24 protein-coding genes are annotated in these 25,617 nt (G+C 60.5%); 10 read left to right on the top strand and 14 right to left on the bottom strand.

The genetic code is table 11. The features are described 5' to 3' along the window. Window positions 1-45: 45 nt before the first annotated feature. From DBR46_RS09600 to DBR46_RS09580, 5 genes are all read left to right on the top strand, one after another. Entirely contained in the window at window positions 46-2,331 is a 2,286-nt protein-coding gene (locus DBR46_RS09600; protein WP_124525990.1) for a beta-galactosidase, read from the top strand. An 82-nt stretch (window positions 2,332-2,413) separates the two neighbouring features. Next, a complete protein-coding gene (locus tag DBR46_RS09595; protein ID WP_124525989.1) occupies window positions 2,414-3,559 on the top strand; it encodes a serine hydrolase domain-containing protein in 1,146 nt (381 codons plus the stop codon). A 143-nt stretch (window positions 3,560-3,702) separates the two neighbouring features. Then, on the top strand, window positions 3,703-4,743 hold the full coding sequence (locus tag DBR46_RS09590) for an OmpA family protein (protein ID WP_124525988.1): 1,041 nt from the start codon (window positions 3,703-3,705) through the stop codon (window positions 4,741-4,743). 27 nt (window positions 4,744-4,770) lie between these two features. Beyond that, the gene (gene pdxH, locus DBR46_RS09585; protein ID WP_124525987.1) at window positions 4,771-5,418 is read left to right on the top strand and encodes a pyridoxamine 5'-phosphate oxidase; all 648 of its coding nucleotides are present in this window, start codon (window positions 4,771-4,773) and stop codon (window positions 5,416-5,418) included. A gap of 264 nt (window positions 5,419-5,682) precedes the next feature. After that, on the top strand, window positions 5,683-6,147 hold the full coding sequence (locus DBR46_RS09580) for a glycine zipper 2TM domain-containing protein (protein ID WP_026136695.1): 465 nt from the start codon (window positions 5,683-5,685) through the stop codon (window positions 6,145-6,147). 291 nt (window positions 6,148-6,438) lie between these two features. On the opposite strand, the gene nhaA is transcribed toward DBR46_RS09580, so the two are convergent. Next, window positions 6,439-7,620 (bottom strand): Na+/H+ antiporter NhaA, encoded by a 1,182-nt coding sequence (gene nhaA, locus DBR46_RS09575; protein WP_124525986.1) that lies wholly within the window; start codon window positions 7,618-7,620, stop codon window positions 6,439-6,441. 216 nt (window positions 7,621-7,836) lie between these two features. On the opposite strand from nhaA, the gene DBR46_RS09570 reads away from it, so the two are divergent. Then, window positions 7,837-8,931 (top strand): PLP-dependent cysteine synthase family protein, encoded by a 1,095-nt coding sequence (locus DBR46_RS09570; RefSeq protein ID WP_124525985.1) that lies wholly within the window; start codon window positions 7,837-7,839, stop codon window positions 8,929-8,931. 152 nt (window positions 8,932-9,083) lie between these two features. Here DBR46_RS09570 and DBR46_RS09565 read toward each other — a convergent pair whose 3' ends face one another. Beyond that, window positions 9,084-10,697, bottom strand: a complete 1,614-nt coding sequence (locus tag DBR46_RS09565; RefSeq protein WP_124525984.1) for an NAD(P)/FAD-dependent oxidoreductase — start codon at window positions 10,695-10,697, stop codon at window positions 9,084-9,086. Between the two features lie 106 nt (window positions 10,698-10,803). Then, a complete protein-coding gene (locus tag DBR46_RS09560) occupies window positions 10,804-11,475 on the bottom strand; it encodes a COG3650 family protein (RefSeq protein WP_124525983.1) in 672 nt (223 codons plus the stop codon). 71 nt (window positions 11,476-11,546) lie between these two features. Between DBR46_RS09560 and DBR46_RS09555 the strand changes: the two genes are divergently transcribed. Then, a complete protein-coding gene (locus DBR46_RS09555; RefSeq protein ID WP_124525982.1) occupies window positions 11,547-11,990 on the top strand; it encodes a hypothetical protein in 444 nt (147 codons plus the stop codon). An 8-nt stretch (window positions 11,991-11,998) separates the two neighbouring features. On the opposite strand, the gene DBR46_RS09550 is transcribed toward DBR46_RS09555, so the two are convergent. Further along, window positions 11,999-12,598, bottom strand: coding sequence for a short chain dehydrogenase (locus DBR46_RS09550; protein WP_124525981.1), 600 nt, complete (start codon window positions 12,596-12,598; stop codon window positions 11,999-12,001). Between the two features lie 103 nt (window positions 12,599-12,701). On the opposite strand from DBR46_RS09550, the gene DBR46_RS09545 reads away from it, so the two are divergent. After that, complete coding sequence (locus tag DBR46_RS09545) at window positions 12,702-13,610, top strand: LysR family transcriptional regulator (protein WP_124525980.1); 909 nt, start codon at window positions 12,702-12,704, stop codon at window positions 13,608-13,610. Here DBR46_RS09545 and DBR46_RS09540 read toward each other — a convergent pair. From DBR46_RS09540 to DBR46_RS09500, 9 genes are all read right to left on the bottom strand, one after another. Further along, window positions 13,607-14,092 carry a DoxX family protein gene (locus DBR46_RS09540; RefSeq protein WP_124525979.1) on the bottom strand — a complete coding sequence of 162 codons (486 nt, stop codon included), beginning with the start codon at window positions 14,090-14,092 and terminating at the stop codon, window positions 13,607-13,609. The two genes, DBR46_RS09545 and DBR46_RS09540, sit on opposite strands and share 4 nt — an antisense overlap. Further along, window positions 14,089-14,865: a DNA-binding domain-containing protein gene (locus tag DBR46_RS09535; protein WP_124525978.1), complete on the bottom strand. Its 777-nt coding sequence runs from the start codon at window positions 14,863-14,865 to the stop codon at window positions 14,089-14,091. Before DBR46_RS09535 ends, DBR46_RS09540 begins: the two co-directional genes overlap by 4 nt. After that, window positions 14,862-15,740: a DUF692 domain-containing protein gene (locus DBR46_RS09530; RefSeq protein WP_124525977.1), complete on the bottom strand. Its 879-nt coding sequence runs from the start codon at window positions 15,738-15,740 to the stop codon at window positions 14,862-14,864. The genes DBR46_RS09535 and DBR46_RS09530 overlap by 4 nt, the downstream gene beginning before the upstream one ends. A 23-nt stretch (window positions 15,741-15,763) precedes the next feature. Next, complete coding sequence (locus DBR46_RS09525; RefSeq protein WP_017735936.1) at window positions 15,764-16,060, bottom strand: DUF2282 domain-containing protein; 297 nt, start codon at window positions 16,058-16,060, stop codon at window positions 15,764-15,766. 260 nt (window positions 16,061-16,320) lie between these two features. Next, window positions 16,321-17,022 (bottom strand): ABC transporter ATP-binding protein, encoded by a 702-nt coding sequence (locus DBR46_RS09520; RefSeq protein WP_017735935.1) that lies wholly within the window; start codon window positions 17,020-17,022, stop codon window positions 16,321-16,323. A 1-nt stretch (window position 17,023) separates the two neighbouring features. Next, window positions 17,024-17,791, bottom strand: a complete 768-nt coding sequence (gene livG, locus DBR46_RS09515) for a high-affinity branched-chain amino acid ABC transporter ATP-binding protein LivG (protein WP_124525976.1) — start codon at window positions 17,789-17,791, stop codon at window positions 17,024-17,026. Next, on the bottom strand, window positions 17,788-19,041 hold the full coding sequence (locus DBR46_RS09510; protein WP_124525975.1) for a high-affinity branched-chain amino acid ABC transporter permease LivM: 1,254 nt from the start codon (window positions 19,039-19,041) through the stop codon (window positions 17,788-17,790). The genes livG and DBR46_RS09510 overlap by 4 nt, the downstream gene beginning before the upstream one ends. Then, on the bottom strand, window positions 19,038-19,961 hold the full coding sequence (livH, locus tag DBR46_RS09505; RefSeq protein ID WP_124525974.1) for a high-affinity branched-chain amino acid ABC transporter permease LivH: 924 nt from the start codon (window positions 19,959-19,961) through the stop codon (window positions 19,038-19,040). The genes DBR46_RS09510 and livH overlap by 4 nt, the downstream gene beginning before the upstream one ends. Window positions 19,962-20,190: 229 nt before the next feature. Beyond that, window positions 20,191-21,318 (bottom strand): branched-chain amino acid ABC transporter substrate-binding protein, encoded by a 1,128-nt coding sequence (locus DBR46_RS09500; protein ID WP_124525973.1) that lies wholly within the window; start codon window positions 21,316-21,318, stop codon window positions 20,191-20,193. Window positions 21,319-21,659: 341 nt separating this feature from the next. On the opposite strand from DBR46_RS09500, the gene DBR46_RS09495 reads away from it, so the two are divergent. Both DBR46_RS09495 and DBR46_RS09490 read left to right on the top strand, forming a co-directional pair. Further along, a complete protein-coding gene (locus DBR46_RS09495) occupies window positions 21,660-21,962 on the top strand; it encodes a DUF2288 domain-containing protein (protein WP_017735930.1) in 303 nt (100 codons plus the stop codon). A 270-nt stretch (window positions 21,963-22,232) separates the two neighbouring features. Continuing rightward, entirely contained in the window at window positions 22,233-23,324 is a 1,092-nt protein-coding gene (locus tag DBR46_RS09490) for a hypothetical protein (RefSeq protein ID WP_124525972.1), read from the top strand. Between the two features lie 36 nt (window positions 23,325-23,360). Here the strand turns inward: DBR46_RS09490 and DBR46_RS09485 are convergent, their stop codons facing one another. Further along, complete coding sequence (locus tag DBR46_RS09485) at window positions 23,361-25,538, bottom strand: hypothetical protein (RefSeq protein WP_124525971.1); 2,178 nt, start codon at window positions 25,536-25,538, stop codon at window positions 23,361-23,363. Between the last annotated feature and the right edge of the window lie 79 nt (window positions 25,539-25,617).

Genomic DNA, 25,617 nt, shown 5'->3' with positions numbered 1-25,617 from the left:
ATTTCATCAGGCCATTCACCGGCCGTCTGGGAGAACCTTGTTCGTATGATTCGCACGCTGCCCGCTCTATTTGCCCTACTGTTCGCCGCGCCTTTGCTGGCCGCGCCTACCGGGCAACAGACACTGTTCAACTTCGTCCGGCCGGCCGATGTGGTCAAGGTGGCGACCCAGGACGCCAGCCTGCCGCAATACAACGCCGAACAAACCCCGGAAGGCGAAGTGTTGCGCCGCATCACCTTCAACCCGGCCGCCGAGCCGAGCCTGGTGCTCAGCCCGCAGACCGGCACCTGGGACTGGTCGCAGTCCAGCGCCATGAGCCTGCGCATCCAAAGTGCCATGGACTGGGCGCTGACCCTCTACGTCACGGTGCAGAGCGCCGACGGCAAGACCTTGCGCAGTCGCATCGACCTGCCGGCCGGTCCGGCCCAGACGTTGCTGGTGCCGCTGCAAGCCAACTCGCCGCTGAGCCAGGGCATGAAGGCCGGCCCGCCGATGCCGATTACCGTGGACGGCCAACGCGTCTTGCTGGCCGGCAGCTTTGGCGAGATCGACCGTAGCCAAGTGGCATCGGTGACCTTGTCGATGCAAAAGCCCAACGCCGCGCAGAGCATCCTGCTGGAACGCTTTGGTGTGCAGGACAGCGAGCCAGTGATCAAGGCCGCCTACAGCGAACTGGTGGACGCCTACGGTCAATCCACCCGTGCGCGCTGGCCGGAAAAGGTCAGCAGCGATGAACAACTCAAGGCCGCGGCGGCCAAGGAACAGCAGCAGCTGCAAGGTTGGCTGGCCACGCGGGATAAATCCGCGCTGGACAAGTTTGGTGGTTGGAACAAAGGCCCGGCGTTTGACGCCAGCGGGTTTTTCCGCACCGAGAAGCGTGACGGCCGCTGGTACCTGGTGACGCCAGAAGGCCATCCGTTTTACTCCCTGGGCGTCAATACCGTGGCCCCGGATAACAGCCAGACCTACGTCTCCGGCCGTGAATGGATGTTCGCGGCGCTGCCCAAAGCCGGTGAACCGCTCGACAAGTATTACGGCAGCGGCGATAACCGCACCGGCAATGGCGCCGGCGAAGGGCGCAGCTTTGGCGCCGGACGTTGGTACGATTTCTACGGCGCCAACCTGCAACGCACCTACGGTGGCGAAGGTTTTGACCAGGAGCGTTGGGCCAGCCATACACTCGACCGCCTGCAGGCCTGGGGTTTCAACACCTTGGGCAACTGGAGCGACGAAGACCTGGCCCGCGCCGACCGCGTGCCCTACACCTTGCCGCTGTCGATTGTCGGCGACTACGCCAGCATCAGCACCGGCACCGACTGGTGGGGCGGCATGCCCGATCCGTTTGATCCGCGTTTCGCCATGGCTACCGAACGTGCCGTGGCCATCGCCGCCCGTGATCACCGCGATGACCCGTGGTTGATCGGCTTCTTTGCCGACAACGAACTGGCCTGGGCCGGTCCCGGCGACGATGCGAAGTCCCGTTACGCGTTGGCCTACGGCACCTTGCGCATGACCACCGACGTGCCGGCCAAGCGCGCGTTCCTCAAGCAATTGCGCGACAAGTACCGCAACGAGGAAGGCCTGTCGAAAGCCTGGGGCATCCATTTGGCGGGCTGGGAGCTGATGGAAGATCCGGGCTTCGAGCCACCGATGCCGAATGCCGAGCACCCGGAAATCGAGGCCGACTTCAAGTATTTCCAGAAGACCTTTGCCGACGCCTACTTCAAGACCATCTCTGACTCGCTGAAATGGCACGCGCCCAACCAGTTGCTGCTGGGCGGCCGTTACGCGGTGAGCACCCCGGAAGCGGTGGCCGCCTGCGCGCAGTATTGCGATGTGCTGAGTTTCAACATGTACACGCTCAAACCCCAGGACGGTTATGACTTCGCGGCCTTGCGTGCGCTGGACAAGCCGGTGCTGATCACCGAATTCAACTTTGGCTCCGCAGATCGTGGCCCGTTCTGGGGCGGTGTGACGCAAGTGGCCAGGGAAGAGGAGCGCGGCACGGCGTACGCCAACTTCCTCAAGCAGGCCATGGCCGAGCCGTCGATTGTCGGCGTGCATTGGTTCCAGTACCTGGATCAGCCGGTGACCGGCCGCCTGCTGGACGCTGAGAACGGCCATTTCGGTTTGGTGGGCATCACCGATGTGCCGTTCCAGGGCTTTGTCGAGAATGTGCGCAAGAGCAACCTGGCGGCCGTCGATCAGTTGGGCAAGGAGGCGGAAAAAGCCAAGGCGGCCAGCGCGGTCCGTGAACATCAAAGTGGTAATGGCGCAAGCGCCGGCAAAGGCGCCGGGCATGCGGGTGGGCACGCGGGAAATGGTCACTGATTCAGCGTTGACGGGTTCACAAAACCTATAATGACTGGAACAATGTCGGCCACTTTTTACGGCGTTTTCCGAGGGGGCTTAGGTGCAGATTCAGGGTCATTACGAGCTCCAGTTCGAAGCGGTACGTGAAGCCTTCGCCGCCTTGTTCGATGACCCCCAGGAGCGTGGCGCCGGGCTCTGTATCCAGGTTGGCGGCGAAACCGTGGTTGACCTGTGGGCCGGCACCGCCGACAAGGACGGTGCCGAGGCCTGGCACAGCGATACCATCGTCAACCTGTTCTCCTGCACCAAGACCTTTACCGCTGTCACCGCCCTGCAATTGGTGGCCGAGGGCAAGCTGAAACTGGACGCCCCCGTGGCCGATTACTGGCCGGAGTTTGCGGCGGCGGGCAAAGAAACCATCACCCTGCGCCAGTTGCTCTGCCATCAGGCGGGCTTGCCGGCGATTCGCCAGATGCTGCCCACCGAAGCCCTGTACGACTGGCAATTGATGGTAGACACCCTGGCGGCCGAGGCTCCGTGGTGGACGCCAGGCCAGGGCCATGGCTACGAGGCGATCACCTATGGCTGGTTGGTCGGTGAGCTGCTGCGGCGTGCCGACGGGCGCGGTCCGGGGGAGTCCATCGTGGCGCGGGTTGCGCGGCCATTGGGGTTGGACTTCCATGTCGGCCTGGCGGATGACGAGTTTTATCGTGTTGCCCATATAGCGCGCAGCAAAGGCAACATGGGCGATGAAGCCGCGCAACGCTTATTGCAAGTAATGATGCGCGAGCCGAATGCGATGACAACGCGGGCATTTGCCAATCCACCGTCTATTCTGACCAGCACTAATAAACCTGAATGGCGACGCATGCAGCAACCCGCCGCAAATGGTCACGGTAATGCGCGCAGCCTGGCGGGTTTTTATAGTGGTTTGCTGGACGGTAGTTTGCTCGAAAGCGACATGCTTGAAGAATTGACCCGCGAACACAGTATCGGGCTGGATAAAACATTGCTGACACAAACCCGTTTCGGCTTGGGTTGCATGTTGGATCAGCCACAACTGCCCAATGCCACCTTCGGCCTTGGCCCGCGTGCTTTCGGGCATCCGGGCGCGGGCGGTTCGGTGGGGTTTGCCGACCCTGAGCATGATGTTGCGTTTGGTTTCGTGACTAATACATTGGGGCCTTATGTACTTATGGACCCGCGTGCACAGAAGTTGGTCAGAATATTGGCCGGTTGTCTGTAAACCCCTTGCTGTTTCACGTTTTTTTGTTACAAAGGCAACTATAAGAAGAGGCTGACGGAAAAGTTGTAACTTTATTCTTGTCCTGGCGTCTGTTTAACGGGTCATCCAGACCCTTGGCATTTTTCTCATTTTGTGGATATCTCATGTTATCGAACAAGTCCTTGGCACTGGCGCTTTGCCTCACTATTACTGGCTGCGCACAAACTCCACAAAATGATGCCGATGGCGGACATTGGTGGTCATTTGGGTCATTTGGGTCTGATAAAACCGCCGCCAAGGACGCCGCGACTCAGGTTGCCGCCAAGCCGGATGCCAAAGCCGCCGCCGATGCCAAGGCTGCTGACCTGAAAGCCGACCTCAAGGCTGCCACTCCAGCCCCAGCCACCACGCCAGCCGTGGCCAAGACCGACAGCGAAACTCACTGGTGGTGGCCGTTCGAAAGCAAGCCAAAACCCTTGGCCAAAGTCGATGTGACCAACATCCCGATGCCAGACCCAAAAATCACCCAGGCCTGGCTGGACGACTATGAGCCGCGCCTGCGCGCTGCCATCAAGGACAGCAACCTGCAACTGGAACGTCGTGACAACGTACTCGTCGTGATCGCCCCGGTAGACGGCTCCTACAACCCGAAACGCCCGGCGATGCTGCTGCCGGTCACCCTGGGCCCGTTCACTCGCGTTGCCAAGGCCGTTGAAGCCGACCCGAAGACCGCCGTTTTGGTCCTGGGCCACGTCGATGCCACCGGCACCGCGCCAGCGAGCCAGGCCTTGAGCAAGGAGCGTGCGCAGTCGATCGCCTCGATCTTCAGCCTCAGCGGCTTGAAGCAGGATCGCCTGATGCTGCGTGGCATGGGTGACCTTATGCCACGTGCTGCCAACGACAGCACCCAGGGCCGTGCGCTGAACCGTCGCATGGAAATTATGTTCACTCAGCGTACAACTATGTTGGCCTTGCTGAGCAAGTACAACTCGGGCAAGACCCCGCCCGTGGCTGAAATGGTGGCCGTACAGGACGTTCCTGCGCCAGCACCTGCTGCCAAAGCCCCGGCGAAAAAAGCGCCTGCCGCCAAAAAAGCCGCTGCCAAGCCAGCTGCCAAAAAAGCCCCGGCCAAGCCTGCTGCGAAGAAAGCGGCTCCGGCCAAGGCCAAGGCTGCTGCACCGGCTAACGACCAGGCAAAAAACTGACCTGTTGAAGTAGAAGGATAAAGCCGCATGACCCAGGCACTGGCCGATATGCGCCGTGACTACACCCGGGACGGTTTGAGCGAGGCCCAGGCCCCGGGCGAGCCGTTTGCGTTGTTCCACCAGTGGTTTGCCGACGCGGTGAAAACCGAGCAGCCACCGGTAGAAGCCAATGCCATGACCCTGGCCACGGTTGACCAGGAGGGGCGCCCGCACTGTCGCATCCTGCTGCTCAAGGGCCTGGATGCACAGGGCTTTACCTTCTTCACCAACTATCAGAGTGCCAAGGGCGAACAGCTTGCCGCGCGGCCGTTTGCGGCCATGACGTTCTTTTGGCCGACCCTGGAGCGCCAGGTGCGGATCGAGGGGCGGGTGGTCAAGGTGTCGCCTGAGGAGTCGGATGCTTATTACCAGGTCCGCCCGTTGGGCAGTCGTCTGGGCGCTTGGGCTTCACCGCAGAGCAAGGTCATTCGTGACCGTGAAGAACTGCACGATTTGCTCAAGGCTACCGAGCAGCGTTTCAGCGATATCCAACCCGACTGCCCCGAGCACTGGGGTGGTTATCGCCTGCTGCCTGAGCGCATCGAGTTCTGGCAAGGCCGCGCCAGCCGCCTGCATGATCGCTTGAACTACCGCCTGCAAGGGGCCGACTGGACCCGCGAACGCCTGGCACCCTGAGCAGCGCCTTTCGTCATCCCGCCTGAATGTTTCCCGCTGCGCCGACGTCTCTATGGCAGAGACTTCGGCCGCATGCGGCTGTGCGGCTACAATGATGAAACAGTCGTGACATCACTTGGCACAAACGCTGGGCTACCGTTGGTCGAGTTTTGTGGTGCTAGCAGTCTGTACTCAGGCTGAATGAAAGCTATTTTCTGCGGTGCTTGCCGTGACAGGCGCCAAGCCGCAGCGTCTAATGACCACCTGTCCTTTGGAGTTGATGCTATGCGTAAGTCCGTTTTACTAGTTGCCTGCTTCACCACCCTGTCACTTCTGCTGGGTGGCTGTGCTTCGAGTCTGACCGGCGACTCGTACTCCCGTGACGAAGCGCGTCGTGTACAGAGCGTTCGCATGGGCACCATCGAATCCCTGCGCCCGGTGAAAATCGAAGGCACCAAGACCCCAATCGGCGGCGCTGCTGGCGCAGTCATCGGCGGCGTTGGCGGCAGCGCCATCGGCGGCGGTCGTGGCAGCATCGTCACCGCAGTGATCGGCGCAGTCGCCGGTGGCCTGCTGGGCTCGGCCACCGAAGAAGGCCTGACCCGCACCCAAGGCGTGGAAATCACCGTACGCGAAGACGACGGCAGCATGCGTGCCTACGTGCAGGCCGTGCAGGAGAATGAAATCTTCCGCATTGGTGACCGTGTGCGCATCATGACTGTTGATGGGACTAGCCGGGTTACTCGCTAAGCAGTAAACAGTCGGCAAATAAAAACCCCAACCGGGTGACCGGTTGGGGTTTTTTGTTGCAAGCCCAGTTAGTGGCTGGAGTTGCCTGTTCACAGGAAACAATGACCTGTATCCGAAGGCCCACAAGTTCCGGTAAGTGCGCTGGAAGTGAGGCCCAACTCACGGAGGGCCGAGTATGTCTAAGTTTGCCTGTGGCGAGGGAGCTTGCTCCCGTTGGAGTGCGAAGCGCTCCCAAGGCTTTTGGGGCCGCTTCGCGGCCCAGCGGGAGCAAGCTCCCTCGCCATATTGACCTTAGTGGGACACTTTCTTGCGACTCGCCATCGCCGTCACTGCATACCCAATACACGCCGCCAGAATCGACCCGGTCAGAATCCCCATTCGATCCTCCCCGGCAAACTCGCTGGCGCCTGGCACAAACGCGAGAGAGCCGACAAACAGGCTCATGGTAAAGCCGATCCCGCACAGGATCGCCACGCCAAACACCTGGCCCCAGTTGGCGCCCTCGGGCAGTGCGGCCAGGCCGGTCTTGATGGCCAGCCAGGTGAGGCCGAACACGCCGACGGTCTTGCCGATCAGCAGGCCGGCAGCAATGCCCATCGGCACATGGTGGGTGAAGCTTTCCAGGCTGACGCCGGTCAGGGAGACGCCGGCGTTGGCGAACGCAAACAGCGGCAGGATGCCATAGGCCACCCACGGGTGCAGGGCGTGTTCCAGGGTCATCAGGGGCGAAGGTTCGGCGTTCTTGGTGCGCATCGGGATGCAGAACGCCAATGTCACGCCGGCCAACGTTGCATGCACGCCGCTTTTCAGTACGCAGACCCACAGGATCAGCCCGATGATCAGGTACGGTCCTAGCTTGATCACGCCCAGGCGATTCATCGCGATCAAGGCAACCAGGCAAGCACCTGCGCCCGCCAATGCGGCCCCCGAAAGGTCGGCGGAATAGAACACGGCAATCACGATGATTGCGCCCAGGTCATCAATGATCGCCAGGGTCATCAGGAACAGCTTCAGCGACACCGGCACGCGCTTGCCCAGCAGGGCCAGGACGCCAAGGGCGAAGGCAATGTCCGTGGCCATGGGGATCGCCCAGCCGGAGAGTGCGGCGGGGTAGTCCTTGTTGATCGCCCAGTAGATCAGCGCGGGGACGACCATACCGCCAATCGCCGCGGCACCGGGCAGTACCACTTGCGAGGGCTTGGACAGGTGCCCATCGATCAGCTCGCGCTTGACCTCCAGGCCGATCAGCAGGAAGAACAGTGCCATCAGGCCATCGTTGATCCACAGCAGCGCGGGCTTGGCGATTTTCAGGGCACCGATCTGTGCCACCACCGGCACGTCGAGAAAGGCGCTGTAGAGGTGCGATAACGGCGAATTGTTGATGATCAGCGCCAGCGCGGCAGCGGCGATCAACAACAGGCCGCTGGCGGCTTCCAGCTGGAAGAAACGGGTGAAAGTGCTACGCAGAGGCAAGGGATGCTCTCCAATCCAGGTTCAATAGGGGGTTACCCTAACCCGTACCGTTAGTTGTTAAAACAAAAGTTATATTCTTATTTGTTATAAGCGATGGTCCGGTATGACGGTGCGCCAAAGCCTAGCAATTGTGTGTCCAATTGAGTCGGTACTGTATCTGTGTGGAGTGTAGGAAACCTCCTAAGATTGGGGGTGAAATCCTTAGAGAAACTCCTCATGAGCGACCATCGTCCCTGGGCCCGCGAAGCCATTCGCATCATCGAAGCGGACTTCCAGCGCAGCGCTGACACGCACCTGATCCCGCTGCCCTTGCCGGGTTTGCCGGGTATCGAGTTGTACTTCAAGGATGAGTCCAGCCATCCCACTGGCAGCCTGAAACATCGGCTGGCACGTTCGTTGTTCCTCTATGCGCTGTGCAATGGCTGGCTCAAGCCGGGGGCGCCGGTGATCGAAGCCTCCAGTGGTTCGACGGCGATTTCCGAAGCCTACTTCGCCCGCCTGCTCGGCTTGCCGTTTATCGCGGTGATGCCGGCCACCACTTCCCAGGAAAAGATCGCTCAGATTGCCTTTTACGGTGGCAAGAGCCACTTGGTGAACGATCCGACGCAGATCTACGCCGAATCCGAGCGTTTGGCGCGGGAAAGTGGCGGTCACTTTATGGACCAGTTCACCTACGCGGAGCGGGCCACCGACTGGCGGGCGAATAACAACATTGCTGAATCCATCTTCCAACAGATGCGCTTTGAGCATTATCCCGAGCCGAGCTGGTTGATTTCCAGCCCAGGCACCGGCGGCACCACCGCGACCCTGGGGCGTTACGTGCGTTATCGCCAGCATTGCACCCGCGTGCTGTGCGCCGATGCCGAGCGGTCGGTGTTTTTTGATTACTACTTGAGTGGCGATGCCAGCTTGCGCCTGGACTGCGGCTCACGTATCGAAGGCATTGGCCGGCCACGGGTAGAGGCGTCGTTTCTGCCCAAGGTGATTGATGCCATGGTCAAAGTGCCGGACGCGTTGTCGTTGGCGGCCATGCATTACCTGGCTGAACGGTTGGGGCGGCGGGTCGGCGGGTCCAGTGGGACCAACTTGATTGGCGCGTTGATGGCCGCGCAGCAGATGAAAGCGGTGGGGGAGTCGGGGTCGATCGTGGCGATCTTGTGTGATGGGGGCGAGCGCTATGCCACTACTTACTATGATCAGGCGTGGCTCAAAAACCAGGGCTATGCGTTGGAGGGGTTGATTGCGGCTGTTGCGGCCAGTGTTGAGCGGGGCGAGCCTCTGCCTGCCAGCGTCCTGCGCGCCAATATCTGACCCAACACAAGTACCAATGTGGGAGCGGGCTTGCTCGCGAAAGCGGTGTATCAGTCAACCTATCCAGCGACTGACACTCCGCTTTCGCGAGCAAGCCCGCTCCCACACAAGCCAGCTTCCACAGTGGATGTGTGGAAGCTGTAGGGTCAATGTCAGGCCTCGATACCCAGCATATCCCGCGCCAATGCCTCGGCAATCCGAATTCCGTCCACGCCCGCCGACAGAATCCCACCGGCGTAACCCGCGCCTTCACCGGCCGGGAACAGGCCCTTCACGTTCAAGCTTTGCATCGATTCATTGCGGGTGATCCGCAGTGGCGAGGACGTGCGTGTCTCGATACCCGTCAACACGGCATCGTGCAGCGAGTAGCCTTTGATTTGTTTCTCGAACGCCGGCAGCGCTTCGCGGATCGCCTCAATGGCGAACTCCGGCAGCGCGAGGGCCAGATCCCCCCAGGACACACCCGGCTTGTAGGAAGGTTCCACACTGCCAGTGGCGGTGGACGGCTTGCCAGCGATGAAATCGCCTACCAACTGCGCCGGTGCCTCGTAGTTGCTGCCGCCGAGGATGTAGGCGTGGGATTCCAGGCGTTCCTGCAGTTCGATACCCGCCAGCGGGCCACCTGGATAGTCCACCTCAGGCGTGATGCCGACCACGATGCCGGAGTTGGCATTGCGCTCGTTACGCGAGTATTGGCTCATGCCGTTGGTGACTACGCGGCCCGGCTCGGAGGTGGCAGCGACCACCGTACCGCCCGGGCACATGCAGAAGCTGTAGACCGAGCGGCCGTTTTTGGCGTGGTGCACCAGTTTGTAGTCCGCAGCGCCAAGTTTTGGATGGCCAGCGTATTTACCCAGGCGTGCCGCGTCGATCAGCGATTGCGGGTGTTCGATACGGAAACCCACCGAGAACGGCTTGGCTTCCATGTACACGCCGCGGCCGTGGAGCATGCGGAAGGTGTCGCGGGCGCTATGGCCGAGGGCCAGGATCACGTGCTTGGAGAGGATCTGCTCGCCGCCGTCAACGACGACGCCATGCAACTGGCCGTCCTCGATCAGCACGTCAGTGACGCGTTGCTCGAAACGCACTTCACCGCCGAGGGCGATGATCTGCTCGCGCATGTTTTCCACCACGCCGGTCAGGCGGAAGGTACCGATGTGCGGCTTGCTGACGTACAGGATCTCTTCCGGTGCACCTGCCTTGACGAACTCGTGCAGGACCTTGCGCCCGTGGAATTTCGGGTCCTTGATCTGGCTGTACAGCTTGCCGTCGGAAAACGTCCCGGCGCCGCCCTCTCCAAACTGCACGTTGGACTCGGGGTTCAGCACGTTTTTACGCCACAGGCCCCAAGTGTCCTTGGTGCGCTGGCGCACTTCGCGACCGCGCTCAAGAATGATCGGCTTGAAGCCCATCTGTGCCAGCAACAGCCCGGCGAAGATCCCGCACGGGCCAAAGCCGACCACGATCGGGCGTTCGGTCAGGCCTTCGGGCGCCTGGCCAACCACTTTGTAGCTGACATCCGGCGCCGGGTTGATGTTGCGGTCATCGGCGAACTTGAGCAGCAAGGCGGCTTCGCCCTTCACATTCAAGTCGATGGTGTAGATGAAGCACAGCTCCGACGATTTCTTGCGCGCATCGTAGCTGCGTTTGAACAGGGTGAAATCGAGCAGGTCATCACTGGCGACGCCCAGGCGCTGCACGATGGCAGGCCGCAGGTCTTCTTCGGGATGGTCGATGGGCAGCTTGAGTTCGGTGATTCGTAGCATGACGGGATCCGGTAGGCGGCAGGCAAAGAGGCCGGCTGTTTTGCAAACCGGTGATTATAAGCCCCAATGGACATTTCCCGTCATGTTAAAACAGCCGAGGGCCGCGTCAGTCGTCGCGCGAGCCGCCAAACGCCGCGCAACCGCGCTGCACCTGGCCGTTGACGCGCAATTCGGCGGTCATGTGTTGCAGGCTGCCACTGACGCTGTCCACGCAGCGTTGAGGGGCCACCCACAGCTCGACGTGCTGGTTGTTGGCCTCGGTCATCAGGTTGAAGCGGCCGTCACCGATTTGCTCTTCTACGTACGGCACCGCCAGTGGCGGCTGGCCTTCACGTTCCAGGACCATGCCCTTGGCCGTGACATTCATCGCCCAGGCCGGCTTGTGGCCGTTGGCGCGCAGGGTCATGCGCTTGAAGTCCGGGTCGTTGCAGGCCGAGGTCGAGCGCTCCACACGATAGAGCTGCTGCAGGTCCACGTTGCTCTGGGTGCCGCTGGCCACACCGGAGAACTTGCCGCGCAGGTCGGCGAACAGCGCCCCTTGCTGGCCGGCCAGGGAGGCGGCCTCCTGCAGGATGCTGGTGCCGCCGGTGTCATTGACCACATAGTTGCGTTGGTCGTTGCACGGCTGGAACAGCAGCTTGCCATTGACTGCCGTGAGCTCGCCCTGCATGCGGGTCAGGCCGGCAGTTGACGGCTTGGCCGGCTCGCTTTCGAACATCTGGCAGGCGGCGAACAGGGGGAGCAGGGCAAACAGGGCAAGGGTACGTGCGGCACGCATAGAGGGTCTCCAGACAAGTGCCGCCACGTTACGCAGGCTGGCGATGTATCACAAGCCAGGAATCCGAACAGATGATGTACAAAGAGCCGCCAGGCTTTTTCCTATACGGAACTTTCGGTTTGAATGTCACGTTGGTTTTTTGCCAGGGAACATCAATGATGAAATTAGCTATCGGCCTCTCAGCCGCGCTGTTGGTCCCACTCACCAGTTGGGCTGAACAGCCGGCCAAGATTTTTTACCGCTCGCAGACTGACTTTGTGGACATGAGCCTAGTGTTAAAGACGGCCCACAATGCCAATGCTCAGTATGTCGGTATGAGCGTTACCTTGAGTCCAGAAGCCCAGGCGCGCACGGCGGCGGTTACCACTCAGGCGCTCAACAAGTCGTTGACGCTATATCTCAACGGCCGACAGTTGAGCACTTCAACCGTACGGAGTGCGCTCGACTCAGGACGCTTGAGCTTTTCAATCCCGAAAGAAATGCTGCCCGACTTGCTGCCATCGCTGCTGAATTGACGGCGTTTTCAGCCGACGATGTAGGTCTGCCCAGTCTGCAGGCCTTCAACACTTTTCGCGTAGGCCAATGCTACATCCGCACCTGGCGCCGGCTTGAAGCCGCGGAAGTACGGCGCATAACTGCCCATCGCTTCCACCAACACCGTAGGACTCACGGAGTTGACGCGCAGGCCGCGCGGCAACTCAATCGCCGCCGCTTTGACGAACGCATCCAGTGCGCCATTGACCAGCGCCGCCGAGGCGCCGGTGCGGATCGGGTCACGGTTGAGAATGCCGCTGGTGAAAGTGAACGAGGCGCCGTCGTTGGCGTACTCGCGGCCGATCAGCAGCAGGTTGACCTGGCCCATCAGCTTGTCGCGCAGGCCCAGCTCAAAATCGGCTTCGCTCATGTCCCCCAGAGGGACGAAGTTCACGCTACCCGCCGCGCACACCAGGGCGTCGAACGTGCCGGTCTGTTCAAACAGCTTGCGGATCGAGGCGCTGTCGCTGATGTCCACCTGGAAGTCACCGCTGCTGCGGCCGATGCTGATGACCTCGTGACGCTGTGCCAGTTCTGCCTTGATCGCCGAGCCGACGGTGCCGCTGGCACCAATCAATAGGATTTTCATGGGGCTGTTCCTCCAGGGGTAAGTGAGGTTTCAGTCTAGAGTGGCTTTTTTCATGGATAAACGTGCTAATAGGCAACCTTTGGTTTTCTATTGGAAACAATCCATGAGCGAGATGGATGACCTGGCGGCCTTTGCCGTGCTGATCGAAGCGGGCAGTTTCACCGTGGCAGCCGAGCAATTGGGTTGCAGCAAGGGGCAGTTGTCCAAGCGCATCAGCCAGTTGGAGGCGCAGTTCTCGGTGGTGTTGCTGCATCGCACCACGCGCAAGCTGAGCCTTACTGCTGCCGGTGCGGCGCTGTTGCCCCAGGCGCAGGCGCTGGTGGTGCAGGTTGATCGCGCCCGTCAGGCATTGGCTCGGCTGAAAGACGATTTGGCCGGGCCGGTACGTATGACAGTTCCGGTGTCGCTGGGCGAAACCTTCTTTGATGGCTTATTGCTGGAGTTTTCCAAGCAATACCCGCAGGTCCAGATCGAGTTGGAGCTGAACAACAGCTACCGCGACCTGGCACGGGATGGCTTTGATTTGGGGGTGCGCTCGGGCGCGATTGAAAACGAGCGCCTGGTCGCCAAGCCGCTGCTGGCCTGGCAGGAGATGACCTGCGCCAGCCCGGCTTACCTGGAACAGCATGGCGAACCGCAGACGCCGGCGGACTTGGCTGCCCATACCTGCCTGCTCAACAGTCATTACAGCGGCCGCGAAGAGTGGCTTTACCACCAGCAACATGAATTGTTGCGGGTGCGGGTCAGCGGCACCTTCGCGTCCAACCACTACAACCTGCTGAAGAAGGCCGCCTTGGTGGGGGCCGGTATTGCCCGTCTGCCATCCTACGTACTACCGGCGGAATTGGCCGACGGACGCTTGCGTTGGCTCCTGCGGGATTATCAGACACGGAGCATGCCAATGTACCTGGTACACCCTTATCAAGGCGGTCTGCCCCGTCGCACCCAAGTGCTGGCCGATTATCTGGTGGACTGGTTCAAGCGCAGCGGCGAGGCCCTGGACCGTCTTTAGCCGTAGCGTCGGGCGATCAGGTGGTCGATGGACAGGCGCCCCGGGCCCTTGGCTGTCAGCAGTAACAGTATGGCCAGCCAGGTGCCGTGGGTCGGGTAAGCATCCGGGTAGACGAACAACTGAATGACCAGGGTCATGCCGATCAGCGCCAGGGCCGAAAAGCGTGTGGCAAAGCCCACCAGGATCAACACCGGGAAGAAGTGCTCGGCAAACGCCGCCATGTGCGCGGCCACCTCCGGCGACAGCAATGGCACGTGATATTCACTGCGAAACAACGGCAATGTCGAGGCGGCGAGGCGCGGTTCGCCCAGTTGGAAGGTGCCGCTGATCAGGTCAACGACAAAACCTTCGACCTTGGTTTGCCCCGACTTCCAGAACACTGCCGCGATGGAGAAGCGTGCGAGAAAGGCGATCAGGCTGTAGGGGATTTTCTCTAAAAGCGCGATTGCCCGTTTTATCAGGCAGGTGGGGGCTGTGTTCATGGCGATACCTTTTGTTCCAGGTGCAGATGGGTGATGGCCTCGTGACTGACCAGCAGCGACAGGCATTTGTGCAAGTCGAACTCGGTCGACGTCTCAAGGGCATGAGCGACGGCCCGTTGCAGCGGTGAACCGTGGTTCAGGCTGTTGATAAACGCCACGGTGCCGCTGTCGATGGCGAACACCTTGACGCCCAGGCCGTGGCGCAACACCAGCGCACTCTGTGGGTGCCAGGGGTTCAAGGTGGCCAGGGCGCCTTCGGTCTGGTGCGCGGCCCACACGGCAACCACGGCATACGCGCTGTCCAGCGTGGCGAGGGACGGGTGCAGGTGTAGGCGCAATGTCCCCAGGTCTGCCTGGTTTTGCAGGTACTGGAGGACGGCATGCTGCTCCAGGCCCGGCGTATCCGCGGCGTGATAAGCCCGTACGCGCAGGCGTTCGAGCTGTGCGACATCGGCCAGGTACGGCACGCTGGCAGCGGGTTCGAAGCCGCGGATGAACGCGGCAAATGAGTCGCCGTATTCACTGATCAGCGGGCTGGTCGGCGGACTGGCCTGTACATAGAGGCCGGCCATGGCACGAAAGAATGCGTCGCCCACCAGTTGCAAGGTCACTGGGTGTGCCGCAGCCAACGCGTTGATCAACGAGCTATGTACGTTGTTGCGGTACACCGCAAACCGGCTGGCCGGGTCGGCACCGTTGCTGCTGAACAGACCCTCGGGACAGGGCAGGTCAGGCGCCAGCAGGGCGCTGGCAAACATGTCATAGAGGCTCATGAGAGCACCTGCGACAAGTGCCAGTCGGCTTGTCGAGCTTCAGCGTGAAGGACGCTGAAGTCCGGCACCTGGTTATCCCGTTCGATCAGCGTGGCCACCGGGCCGATGCGTGCCAGTACGGTTTCGTACAGGCGCCACACGGCGTTATCGATGGGCGCGCCGTGGTCGTCGATCAGCAGGCGGTCGCCAAGGTTGTCAGTGTCTTCGGCAAACCCGGCCAGATGAATCTCACCGACAGCGTGCAACGGCAGTGCGTCGATGTAGGCCAGTGGGTCGCGTTGATGATTGATACACGACACGTAGACGTTGTTCACGTCCAGCAGCAAGCCACAGCCGGTGCGGCGGATGACTTCGCTGATGAAGTCCGTCTCGTCCAGGGTCGAACGCTGGAATTGCAGGTAGGTTGACGGATTCTCCAGCAGCATTGGCCGCTTGAGCGTGCTTTGCACCTGATCCACGTGTTCGCAGACGCGCTTGAGGGTGGCGGCATCGTAGGCGAGGGGCAGCAGGTCGTTGAGAAACACCGGGCCGTGGCTTGACCAGGCCAGGTGTTCGGAAAAGGAGTGAGGTTGATATCGCTCGATCAGCGTGGCCAGCCGTGCCAGGTGCTCACGGTCCAGCGGGCCTTCGCCGCCGATGGACAGGCCCACGCCGTGCAATGACAGCGGGTACTGCTCGCGGATCAATCCCAGGTAGTGGTGAAACGGCCCGCCGGCGACCATGTAGTTTTCGGCGTGCACTTCAAAAAAGCCGATGTCGGGGGCGGTCTCGAGCACTTCGGCGAAGTGCTCGTGCTTCAGCCCCAGCCCGGCCCGGCGCGGCAGGCCGGGCGCCTGAGCCTGGGAGACGGCTGGCAAGGATGAAAGGGTCATCATCAGTACTCAGGCGGCGCAGGGTTTCAGGACTTGGCGGTGAAGGCGGCTTCCTGGCCGAAACCGGTCGGCGAGGTGGAGCTTGGGGTTTGGGTGCAGGTGCCGGCCGGGACCAGTTTCCAGGCGTTGGCCTGGTCTTTGGTTTTCGACGTGCCTGCGCAGGATGTGCCGGCGCCCGCGGCGCAATCGTTCTTGCCGGCTTCAGCGACGCCGAAGCATTTCTGCATGTCATCGGCCGCGTGGGCGGTGGAGGTCAGGGCGGACAGGCTCAGGGCGGAACCGAGGGCCAGGACGAGGGTGGCAGCGGACAGTTTGGTGGTCATGGTGGATCTCCAGCAGTGGGTTGAATTGGCGGGCTTGAGTGCCTGCTTGTACCACTAGAGGCAGTTGGGCGGAATCCGTTACACGCCCGCCGAAAATTAATTCAGGATGCACAACAGTTTGAGCATCACACAAAGCAAATGTGGGAGCGGGCTTGCTCGCGAATGCGAAGTGTCAGCCAACAGATACTTAGCTGATCCACCGCATTCGCGAGCAAGCCCGCTCCCACATTTTTTGACCCGGTTCATTCAGCAACCGGTGGTTAACCGCCCAGGTACGCCTCACGCACCTTCGGATCCGTCAGCAATTGCTCACCCGAGCCTTCCATCACCACTCGGCCGTTTTCCAGCACATAGGCACGGTCGGCGATTTTCAGGGCCTGGTTGGCGTTCTGCTCCACCAGGAACACCGTCACACCGTCCTTGCGCAGCTGTTCGATGATGTCGAAGATCTGCTGGATGATGATCGGCGCCAGCCCCAGGGACGGTTCGTCCAGCAGCAGCAGCTTGGGTTTGCTCATCAGCGCGCGGCCGATGGCGAGCATTTGCTGCTCGCCGCCAGACATGGTGCCGCCGCGCTGGCTGAAGCGCTCCTTGAGCCGTGGGAAAAGGTGCAGCACCTTGTCCATTTGCTCCTGGAAGTCGCCCTTGTCGGTAAAGAACCCACCCATGGCGAGGTTCTCTTCCACGGTCAGGCGGGAAAACACCCGACGACCTTCCGGCACCACGGCAATGCTCTTGCGCATGATCTGCGACGATTGCAGGCCCACCAGTTCCTCACCCATGTAGCGGATGCTGCCGCTGTGGGCCTGGGGCGAACCGCACAGGGTCATCAGCAAGGTGGATTTGCCCGCGCCGTTGGCGCCGATCAGCGTGACGATCTCGCCTTGACGCACTTCCACGTTGACGCTGTGCAGGGCCTGGATCTTGCCGTAGAAAGTGGAAACGTTTTCGAATTGCAGCATTTTACGCTTCCCCCAAATAGGCTTTGATCACTTCAGGATTGTCGCGGATCTGCTCCGGCGTCCCGTCGGCCAGCGGCGTGCCCTGGTTGATCACCACGATGTGGTCGGAAATGCTCATGACCAGTTTCATGTCGTGTTCGATCAACAGCACGGTGACGTTGTGTTCCTCACGCAGCACGCCGATCAGCGCCTTGAGGTCTTCGGTCTCCTTGGGGTTGAGGCCGGCGGCCGGTTCGTCGAGCATGAGGATCCGCGGGCGGGTCATCATGCAGCGGGCGATTTCCAGGCGACGTTGCTGGCCGTAGGCCAGGGTGCCGGCAGGGCGGTTGGCAAACTCGGTGAGGTTGACCTTGTCCAGCCAGTACGCGGCAAATTCCATGGCCTCGCGCTCGCTCTTGCGGAACGCCGGGGTCTTGAACAGGCCCGCCAGGAAGTTGGTGTTCAAGTGACGGTGCTGGGCGATCAGCAGGTTCTCGACCGCCGTCATGTCCTTGAACAGCCGCACGTTCTGGAAGGTGCGCACCACGCCCTTGCGGGCGATCTCGTGGCCGGCCAGGCCCTGGATTGGCTGGCCGTCCAGCAGGATGCTGCCACCGCTCGGCTTGTAGAAACCGGTGAGGCAGTTGAACACCGTGGTCTTGCCGGCGCCGTTAGGGCCGATCAAGGCAACCACCTGTTTCTCTTTTACGGTCAGGGCCACGCCGTTGACCGCCAGCAAACCGCCGAAGCGCATGCTCAGATTTTCGACTTTCAGGATCTCGCGGCTCATTTGCGCAGCTCCATGTGTGGACGTTGCATGGGCAGCAGGCCTTGAGGACGCCAGATCATCATCAGCACCATCATGGCGCCGAACATCAACATGCGGTATTCGCTGAACTCACGCATCATTTCCGGCAGCAGGATCATCACGATTGCCGCCAGGATCACGCCCAGCTGCGAGCCCATGCCACCCAGTACCACGATGGCGAGGATGATCGCCGACTCGATAAAGGTGAACGACTCCGGGGTCACCAAGCCTTGGCGAGCGGCGAAGAAGCTGCCGGCAAAACCGGCGAACGCAGCACCCAGGGTGAACGCGGAGAGCTTGATGATGGTCGGGTTCAGGCCCAGGGCCCGGCAGGCGATCTCATCTTCGCGCAGCGCTTCCCACGCACGGCCGATGGGCATGCGCAGCAGGCGGTTGATCACGAACAAGGCGGCCAGTGCCAGCAACAGCGCCACCAGGTACAGGAACACCACTTTGCTCACCGGGTTGTAGTCGATCCCGAAGTATTCGTGGAAGGTCTGCATGCCTTCGGCGGCGCTGCGGTCGAACGACAGCCCGAAGAAGGTGGGCTTGGGAATGCTGCTGATGCCGTTGGGGCCGCCGGTGATATCGGTGAGGTTACGCAGGAACAGGCGGATGATTTCACCGAAGCCCAGGGTCACGATGGCCAGGTAGTCACCGCGCAAGCGCAACACCGGGAAGCCCAGCAGGAAGCCGAACGTCGCCGCCGCCATGCCCGCCAGGGGCAGGCAGATCCAGAAGCTCCAACCCAGGTAGTGCGAGAGCAACGCGTAGGTGTAGGCACCCACGGCGTAGAAACCCACATAACCGAGGTCGAGCAGGCCGGCCAGGCCCACCACGATGTTCAGGCCCAGGCCCAGCAACACGTAGATCAGGATCAGGGTGGCGATATCGACCGCGCCGCGCGAGCCGAAGAACGGCCAGACCAACGCGGCCACGATCAGGCCGATGATGATGTAGCGCTGGGTACGCGGCAGGGTCAGGAACTGGCTGACCTTGGGCGAGACCAACGGGCCGCGGTTGCTCTTGAGCAAGGCACTGAACTGATCGCTGAACAACACGCGCAGGAACATCAACACCGAACACAAGGCAATGATGGTCAGGGTCACGGGACCGGTGCCATGCACTTCCAGGTTGATGCCGACAATGCTCAGCTTGAGGCCGAGTACCGGGAAGGCCACGGCCCATACCAGCAAGGCGCTGAAAAACGCCGATTTAAGATATCTGCTCATACTTTCTCAACCTCCGGGCGGCCCAAGATGCCGGTCGGACGGAACAACAGCACCAGAACCAACAGGCCGAACGCCACGACGTCCTTGTATTGGTCGCCGAAGATATCGGCACCGAACGCTTCGGCCACACCCAGCACCAGGCCACCGAGCATCGCGCCCGGGATACTGCCGATGCCGCCCAAGACCGCTGCGGTAAAGGCCTTGAGGCCCACCAGGAAACCGGCGTTGGGGTTGATCACGCCGTACTGCATGCTCAGCAGCACCGCCGCGACGGCGGCCAGTGCGGCACCGATCACGAAGGTCAGGGCGATGATGTTGTTGGTGTTGATGCCCAGCAGGTTGGCCATCTTGATGTCTTCGGCGCAAGCCCGGCAGGCGCGCCCCAGACGGGAGCGGGAGATGAACAGGGTCAGGCCCAGCATGGCCACCAGGGTGACGACGAAGACCAGGACCTGCATGTACGAAACCAGCACTTCTTGTGCGCCACCCGGACCAAAGGAGAAGCTCCCCGGGATCAGGTTGGGAATGGACTTGTCCTTGGAGTCCTGGGACAGCAATACGGTGTTCTGCAGGAAAATCGACATGCCGATGGCGGAAATCAGCGGGATCAAACGGTTGCTGCCACGCAAGGGACGATAGGCAACACGCTCGATACTGTAGCCATAGGCACTGGTCACGATGATCGACGCAAGGAACGCAGCGGTCATCAACAGCGGCAGGGAGTGGATCCCCATCATGGCCAGCCCGGCAAGGGCGATAAAGGCCACGTAGGAACCAATCATGTACACCTCGCCATGGGCGAAGTTGATCATTCCAATGATGCCGTAAACCATTGTGTAGCCAATGGCTATCAAGGCATAGGTGCTGCCAACGGTCATGCCGTTAACCAGCGTTTGGAAAAAATGATAGATCTCAGGCATTACAGCGCTCCTAAAAACCCGATACGCATTTCACTGGTGGAGTCATGTTCCGGCCCTGCGCTGTGTTCTGTGAGCACATTTGCACAAAGCGTTTGCCAGCGAACCGCTGGTGACGGTTTTAAGATTTTCAGGTGAGCCAGCGCCCGGATCGCGGGTGACAGGCCCATAAACCTCGTAAAACAAAGCCCACTGCTCTCACAGTGGGCTTGTTGGACCAGTAACGCCTGGCTTACTGAGGGGAAACTTCGGTTTTAGATTTGCCGAAGTGCCATTCGTAGACCACGAACTTGAAGTCCTTCAGGTCGCCCTTGGCGTCGAAGCTCAGGTCGCCGGTAGGGGTCTTGAAGGTGCCTGCGTGGATAGCAGCAGCCACTTTGGCGGTGTCTTCGCTCTTCGCGGCAGCGATACCGCCGGCGATGACTTCAACAGCCGAATAGGCCGGGAACACGAATGGGCCGCTTGGGTCTTTTTTGTCGGCGACGAGGGCGTCGACGATGGCTTTGTTCGCTGGATCTGCGTCGAAGGACTTCGGCAGGGTGACCAGCAGGCCTTCGGAAGCGCCTTGGGCGATTTGCGAGATGGAATCGTTGCCGACGCCTTCAGGGCCCATGAACTTGGCGTTCACGCCTTTTTCCTTGGCTTGGCGCAGGATCAGGCCCAGCTCGGGGTGGTAGCCGCCGTAGTAGACGAAATCGACGTTGGCTTGCTTGAGCTTCTGAATCAGCGAGCCGAAGTCTTTGTCGCCAGCGTTGATGCCTTCGAAGAGGGCGACTTTCACGCCTTTTTTCTCGAGGGTCTGTTTAACGGCGGTGGCGATACCTTCACCGTACTGCTGTTTGTCGTGGATCACCGCAACGACTTTCGGCTTCACGTGGTCGGCGATGTAGTTGCCGGCAGCCGGGCCTTGGGCGCTGTCCAGGCCAATGGTGCGGAACACCAGTTTGTAACCACGGGAAGTGATGTCCGGGCTGGTGGCAGCCGGGGTGATCATGATCACGCCTTCGTCTTCATAGATGTCGGACGCTGGCTGAGTGGAGCTGGAGCAAAGGTGGCCGACTACGAACTTGACGCCGTCGTTGACCACTTTGTTGGCTACGGCCACGGCTTGTTTAGGATCGCAAGCGTCGTCGTATTCCTTGGCCTCAAGCATCTTGCCGTCTACGCCGCCCTTGGCGTTGATGTCTTTGATGGCTTGCTTGGCACCCATGAACTGCATGTCGCCGTATTGCGTCACTGGACCGGTCTTAGGCCCGGCGATACCGATCTTGATGGTATCAGCTGCGAACGAATGGCCGGCAACCCCAGCCAGGACCATAGCGGCAAACAGTTTGGAAATCTGCTTAGTAGCCTTATTCATAGTGCTCCACTCTTACTGTTGTATTTTTTATAGTTCTAGCGGCCTTGTGAGCTGCAGAACCGGATCGGATATCTCGGATATCCCCCCGGCAGCGGCCTGGCAACTGTACCGGTACAGTGTAGAGCGCCGGTTGATCGCTTGAAAAGCTGGCTGCTGGGGGCAAAACCCGGGCGTGTCGCTTAAATGAAAGAAAAAGACAGAATTGCGGCGGGTTAATGCCAGAGTCTCGGGCAATCCTTGGCTTTTCTGACACTTTCTATCGATGCCTCATTTGCAACTGGGTTTTTCTACTTGGGGCGTGACGTTATGATTGCGCCGTTTTTTCCCCAAGGTGAACTCCCATGACGCAAGAACCTAGCACCCTCTATGCCAAGCTGCTCGGTGAAACCGCCGAAATTTCCTGGAAGGAGCTTGAACCGTTCTTTGCCAAGGGTGCCCTATTGTGGGTCGATGCCGGCCTGGATTTGATCGAAGCCGCCGAAGGAATGGCCGAGGACAACCGTGACAAAGTCGCTGCCTGGCTGGCCTCGGGCAGCCTTGGCGAAGTGTCTGCGACGCGGGCATTGGACCTGGTCGAGCGTGATCCGAGCCTATGGGCCGTGGTGGTTTCGCCGTGGATTCTGATCCAGGAAAGGGCAGCGTAAGAAAGTCGCGCACAAAAAAGGTGCGTGTTTTTCCCAGGCAGAAGTGTGTAGCGGAGTAACTGCTGACGCCGTGATGGCATGTTGCCGTAGAGAAAGGTCACAGCGCAGGGTGACGTGCGCGTCATGGGAACAGTTTTGACCCTGCCAAACCGGTGAGGGAATTGTTTCCTGGTGTGAATAAACAGGAGCCATTTGTAAGAAAAATCTGTGGGCTCGGGGATTTGTCGGTGGATTCCGGTAAAGTTCCCCGCTTGTTCCATGGAGCTCGTCATGTCGTCCACGCTGCCCCCCTTGCAAAAAACACCGCACCAGCTGCTCTACCTTGTCTACGGTGAACAGGATGTTTATCGACGCGAGGCCAAGTTCAGCATCCTCACCGCCCTGTCGCAGCTCAAACAGGGCGAATCGCTGTGCATTCGGGTCATGACGGATCGTCCGCAGGACTACACTGGCTGGCCGGTTGAAACCATCGCCCTGGATGAGCCGACCTTGACCCGCTGGCAGGGCGACAACGGCTATACCCACCGCCGCAAGGCCTGCGCCATCGCCCAAGGGCTGACGCTGGCGGACAAAACCTTGTTCGTCGATACCGATACGCTGTTTCTCAAATCGCCCCATCGCGTACTCGAACTGATCGAGCCCGGCCAGTATGTGATGGACGAGTTTGAATACGACTGGAGCTACGTCTGCCAGCGCCCGGACTACCTCAAGTTGGGCCGCGACCTACAGGCCCATGGCATCAGCGCCAGCAACGGCTTCAAGCTTTACAACAGCGGCCTGTGCGGCGTGCAGGCGAGTGACGCACCGTTGCTCGAAACCGCCATCGGCTTTATCGACGAGTGGACCCGCGAGTCGTTCGACATCCACACCATCGAGCAAGTCGCGATTTCCTTCGCAATGCGCGGCAAGCCGGTGCGCGAGGCGCGCAAGTTCGTGCACCACTTTTATGCCGACAAACGTTTCTTCCATGCCATGCAGGCGCACTTTTTCAGCCTGCACGGTGAGGCGTTCAGCCCTGAGCTGATCGCCCGTAGCCTGGACGTGCCGCGTTTCAAGCCGATGCCATCGCCTCTGCAACGCGTGTGGATCAAGTGGCAGTTGCGCAACCAGCGCAAGCATCTGAAGAAGGTCGGTCGTGATCTGCTCTACGGCAGCTCGGCGCCGCAGAACCCGTACTACGACGTATGCCGACACGGCTGGTGGGAATCGGCCTGCAAGGAAATACGACGTTGGGACGAAGCTGAGCAAAGAAAACTGCTGGAGGCGAAAGACGCCGGCTGGCCGCAACACATGCCCCGGCCCGCCAAGGCGGCTGACGAGCAAACCATCCTGGCCTTCCTGCGCCAGCGCCTGGCCCAGTAACAGGGTGGCGGCGCCGAGTGGCGCCGCCTCCACGACCTAGAACGTCTTGCCGGTGTAGTTATTCAGCGAAATCACCTTGGTCTTGCCGATGCGGTGACGGTAAATCTCGCGCAGGTACTTGATCGCCTTTTTCACGCAATCCCGTGACAGGCGAATGTCATTGATCGAGACAAACTTCTCTTTGTCGTTGATCAGCTCGCGGTACTTCTTTTCATACATCGGCTTGATCGCGTACCAGTTGGTATCGAGGATCTTCGCCGGGTTTTCAAACTCGTTGAGCAACTCGTCGATGCGGTCTTCGTCGAAGTCCTCGTGGATGATGAAGTCCAGGATCGAGTTGTCCAGCGTCTCATCGAAGCGGTACGGGTTGCGCGCAAAGCAGCGTTTGATAAACGCCACGATCAACGTGAGGAAATCATCCGACAGGCACGGGCTCTTGGCGATCAGGGTGGTCAGCGACAGGTTGGCCGAAGCGCCGATCACCAAGGCGTAGCGCTTGAGCGTGGTGTTGGGGAACAGACTGTTGAGGTGGGTCTTGAGCCGGTTGAGGTCCATGTAGGACAGCTTGTAGTCCTTGGGCAACGAGACGATGGACACCACCGACGAGCAGTTCTTGAAAAAGTGCAAGTCATGCAGCGCCGCCGCGTCGTAGCCGGAGTTCTTGTACTGCTCCAGGGACGCCTTGTAGCGCTTGGACTCGATCGGCAACAGGCTGATGCCTTCGATGGCCTGGGTGACCTTGTTGAAGTGCGGCAGGTCGATGGAGCGGAAGAACAGATCGTCGATGTTCAGGCGCTGCGGTTCTTTATCGAATACCTTGAACTTGTCATTGGACGGCGCCGGGGTTTCCGGGACGACGGATTCGGCGTAGGCAATCGCCACCGGGCCGGCCAGGCTCATGAACAGGTCGTTGGCATCCAGGCGGATGGTCTCGCCAATGTCGATACCGGCGCGACGGAAGTAGTTCTGGTCGTAGTCGGTGGTCACCGCCTGGGCGGTGAGGATGTTGAAGATCTGCTGGGAGATGTACTGGTTGGCGTGTTTTTCCATGGCATTGACGTCAATGTTCTGGATATTGCCGTCATCGCTTTCTTCGGCGTAACGCATGATGTCGTTGGAGATCAACATCATCGCGTTCCACGGCCGGATGCGCCCCTTCACGCTGGCTTCGCTGCTGTCTTCGTTGGCGAAGTTGTACGAGAAATCCCATTCTTCCGACAGATACTTGCAGAGCAAACGCCCGGCGTTGATGTGCAGCGCCTCGGACATTTCGCTGCGGTGGTCGGAGATATTCGGCAGCACGCAGATGCCGCTGGTGAAGATCGGCTCGAACACAAACGCATGGCCGCTCTTGCTGTCGTGCTCGTCGGCGGGCTTGGTGTCGAACGTCTTGTTCATGTAGGAGTGCTGCTGGGCCAGGCCGAATTCCGAAGCCATGCCCGAGCCGGTACCACCGCCGGCGCTGAAGATCGAGAAGTACAGGCGCGACTGGTTGGCCTTGATGCCGCAGGAGTCGATCAGGTACGAGTGGATCATCTTCCAGTCGGGGCTGGAGAACCGCTGGGTGTCTTTGTTGAGGATGATCTTGGCCAGGTACTGGCCGAGGATCGGCGCGTTACCGGCGCCACCGGCATGGACTTCCGAGAGGTCCATGATTTTCATCTTGCTGTAGTCGCGCAAAAAGCCGCTTTTTTCGCCCTTGCGCGAGAAGCGGATGCGCCCGGCGATGTCCTTGTCCAAGTCGCCCAGCATCACCAGCGGTTCCACCAGGAACACCGGTTTGCTGGCCTTGCCGCCGCCCAGGCGCAGGTTGTTGCGGATCCACTGGGCCGGGCTGTAGCCCTTGTCCACCGACTTGTCTTCGTTGCTGAATTCGTTCAGGTAAAACTTGCGCGCGTTGTACACCAGCTCGGCGACGTCCAGCGCGATGTTCGAACCGCAGCGGCCCAGGCCGATCAGGCACACCGAGGGAAATTCCTGCTCGTTGCGCGGGTCGCCGTCGCCCTCCTGCTGGGGCAGGCGCGGGAACACCATTTCGCGCAGGCCGTCGAGGTTATCGAGGATGCGGTCAGTATTGGTTTCGGTGAAGTACAAGTACTGCTGGGTCGCCAGCGGGCGGGCGCTGCTCAATGACTTTGAGCCTGGGGATTTTTCCGCAGGTGCTGTCGGCAACACGTCGGGGACCACGGTGGCAGAGTTATTTTTGGAAGTCATTGGGCGCCATGTACCTGGGCGGATGGCTGCAAAAATTCAAGGAGCCATCACTGAATGAAAGTTCGCGACTTTGCAGCGC

Source organism: Pseudomonas sp. KBW05 (assembly GCF_003852405.1).
In the GTDB taxonomy this organism is placed as follows: domain Bacteria; phylum Pseudomonadota; class Gammaproteobacteria; order Pseudomonadales; family Pseudomonadaceae; genus Aquipseudomonas.
Note: the sequence above shows the minus strand (reverse complement) of the source record. Positions and strands in the feature narration are given on the sequence as shown.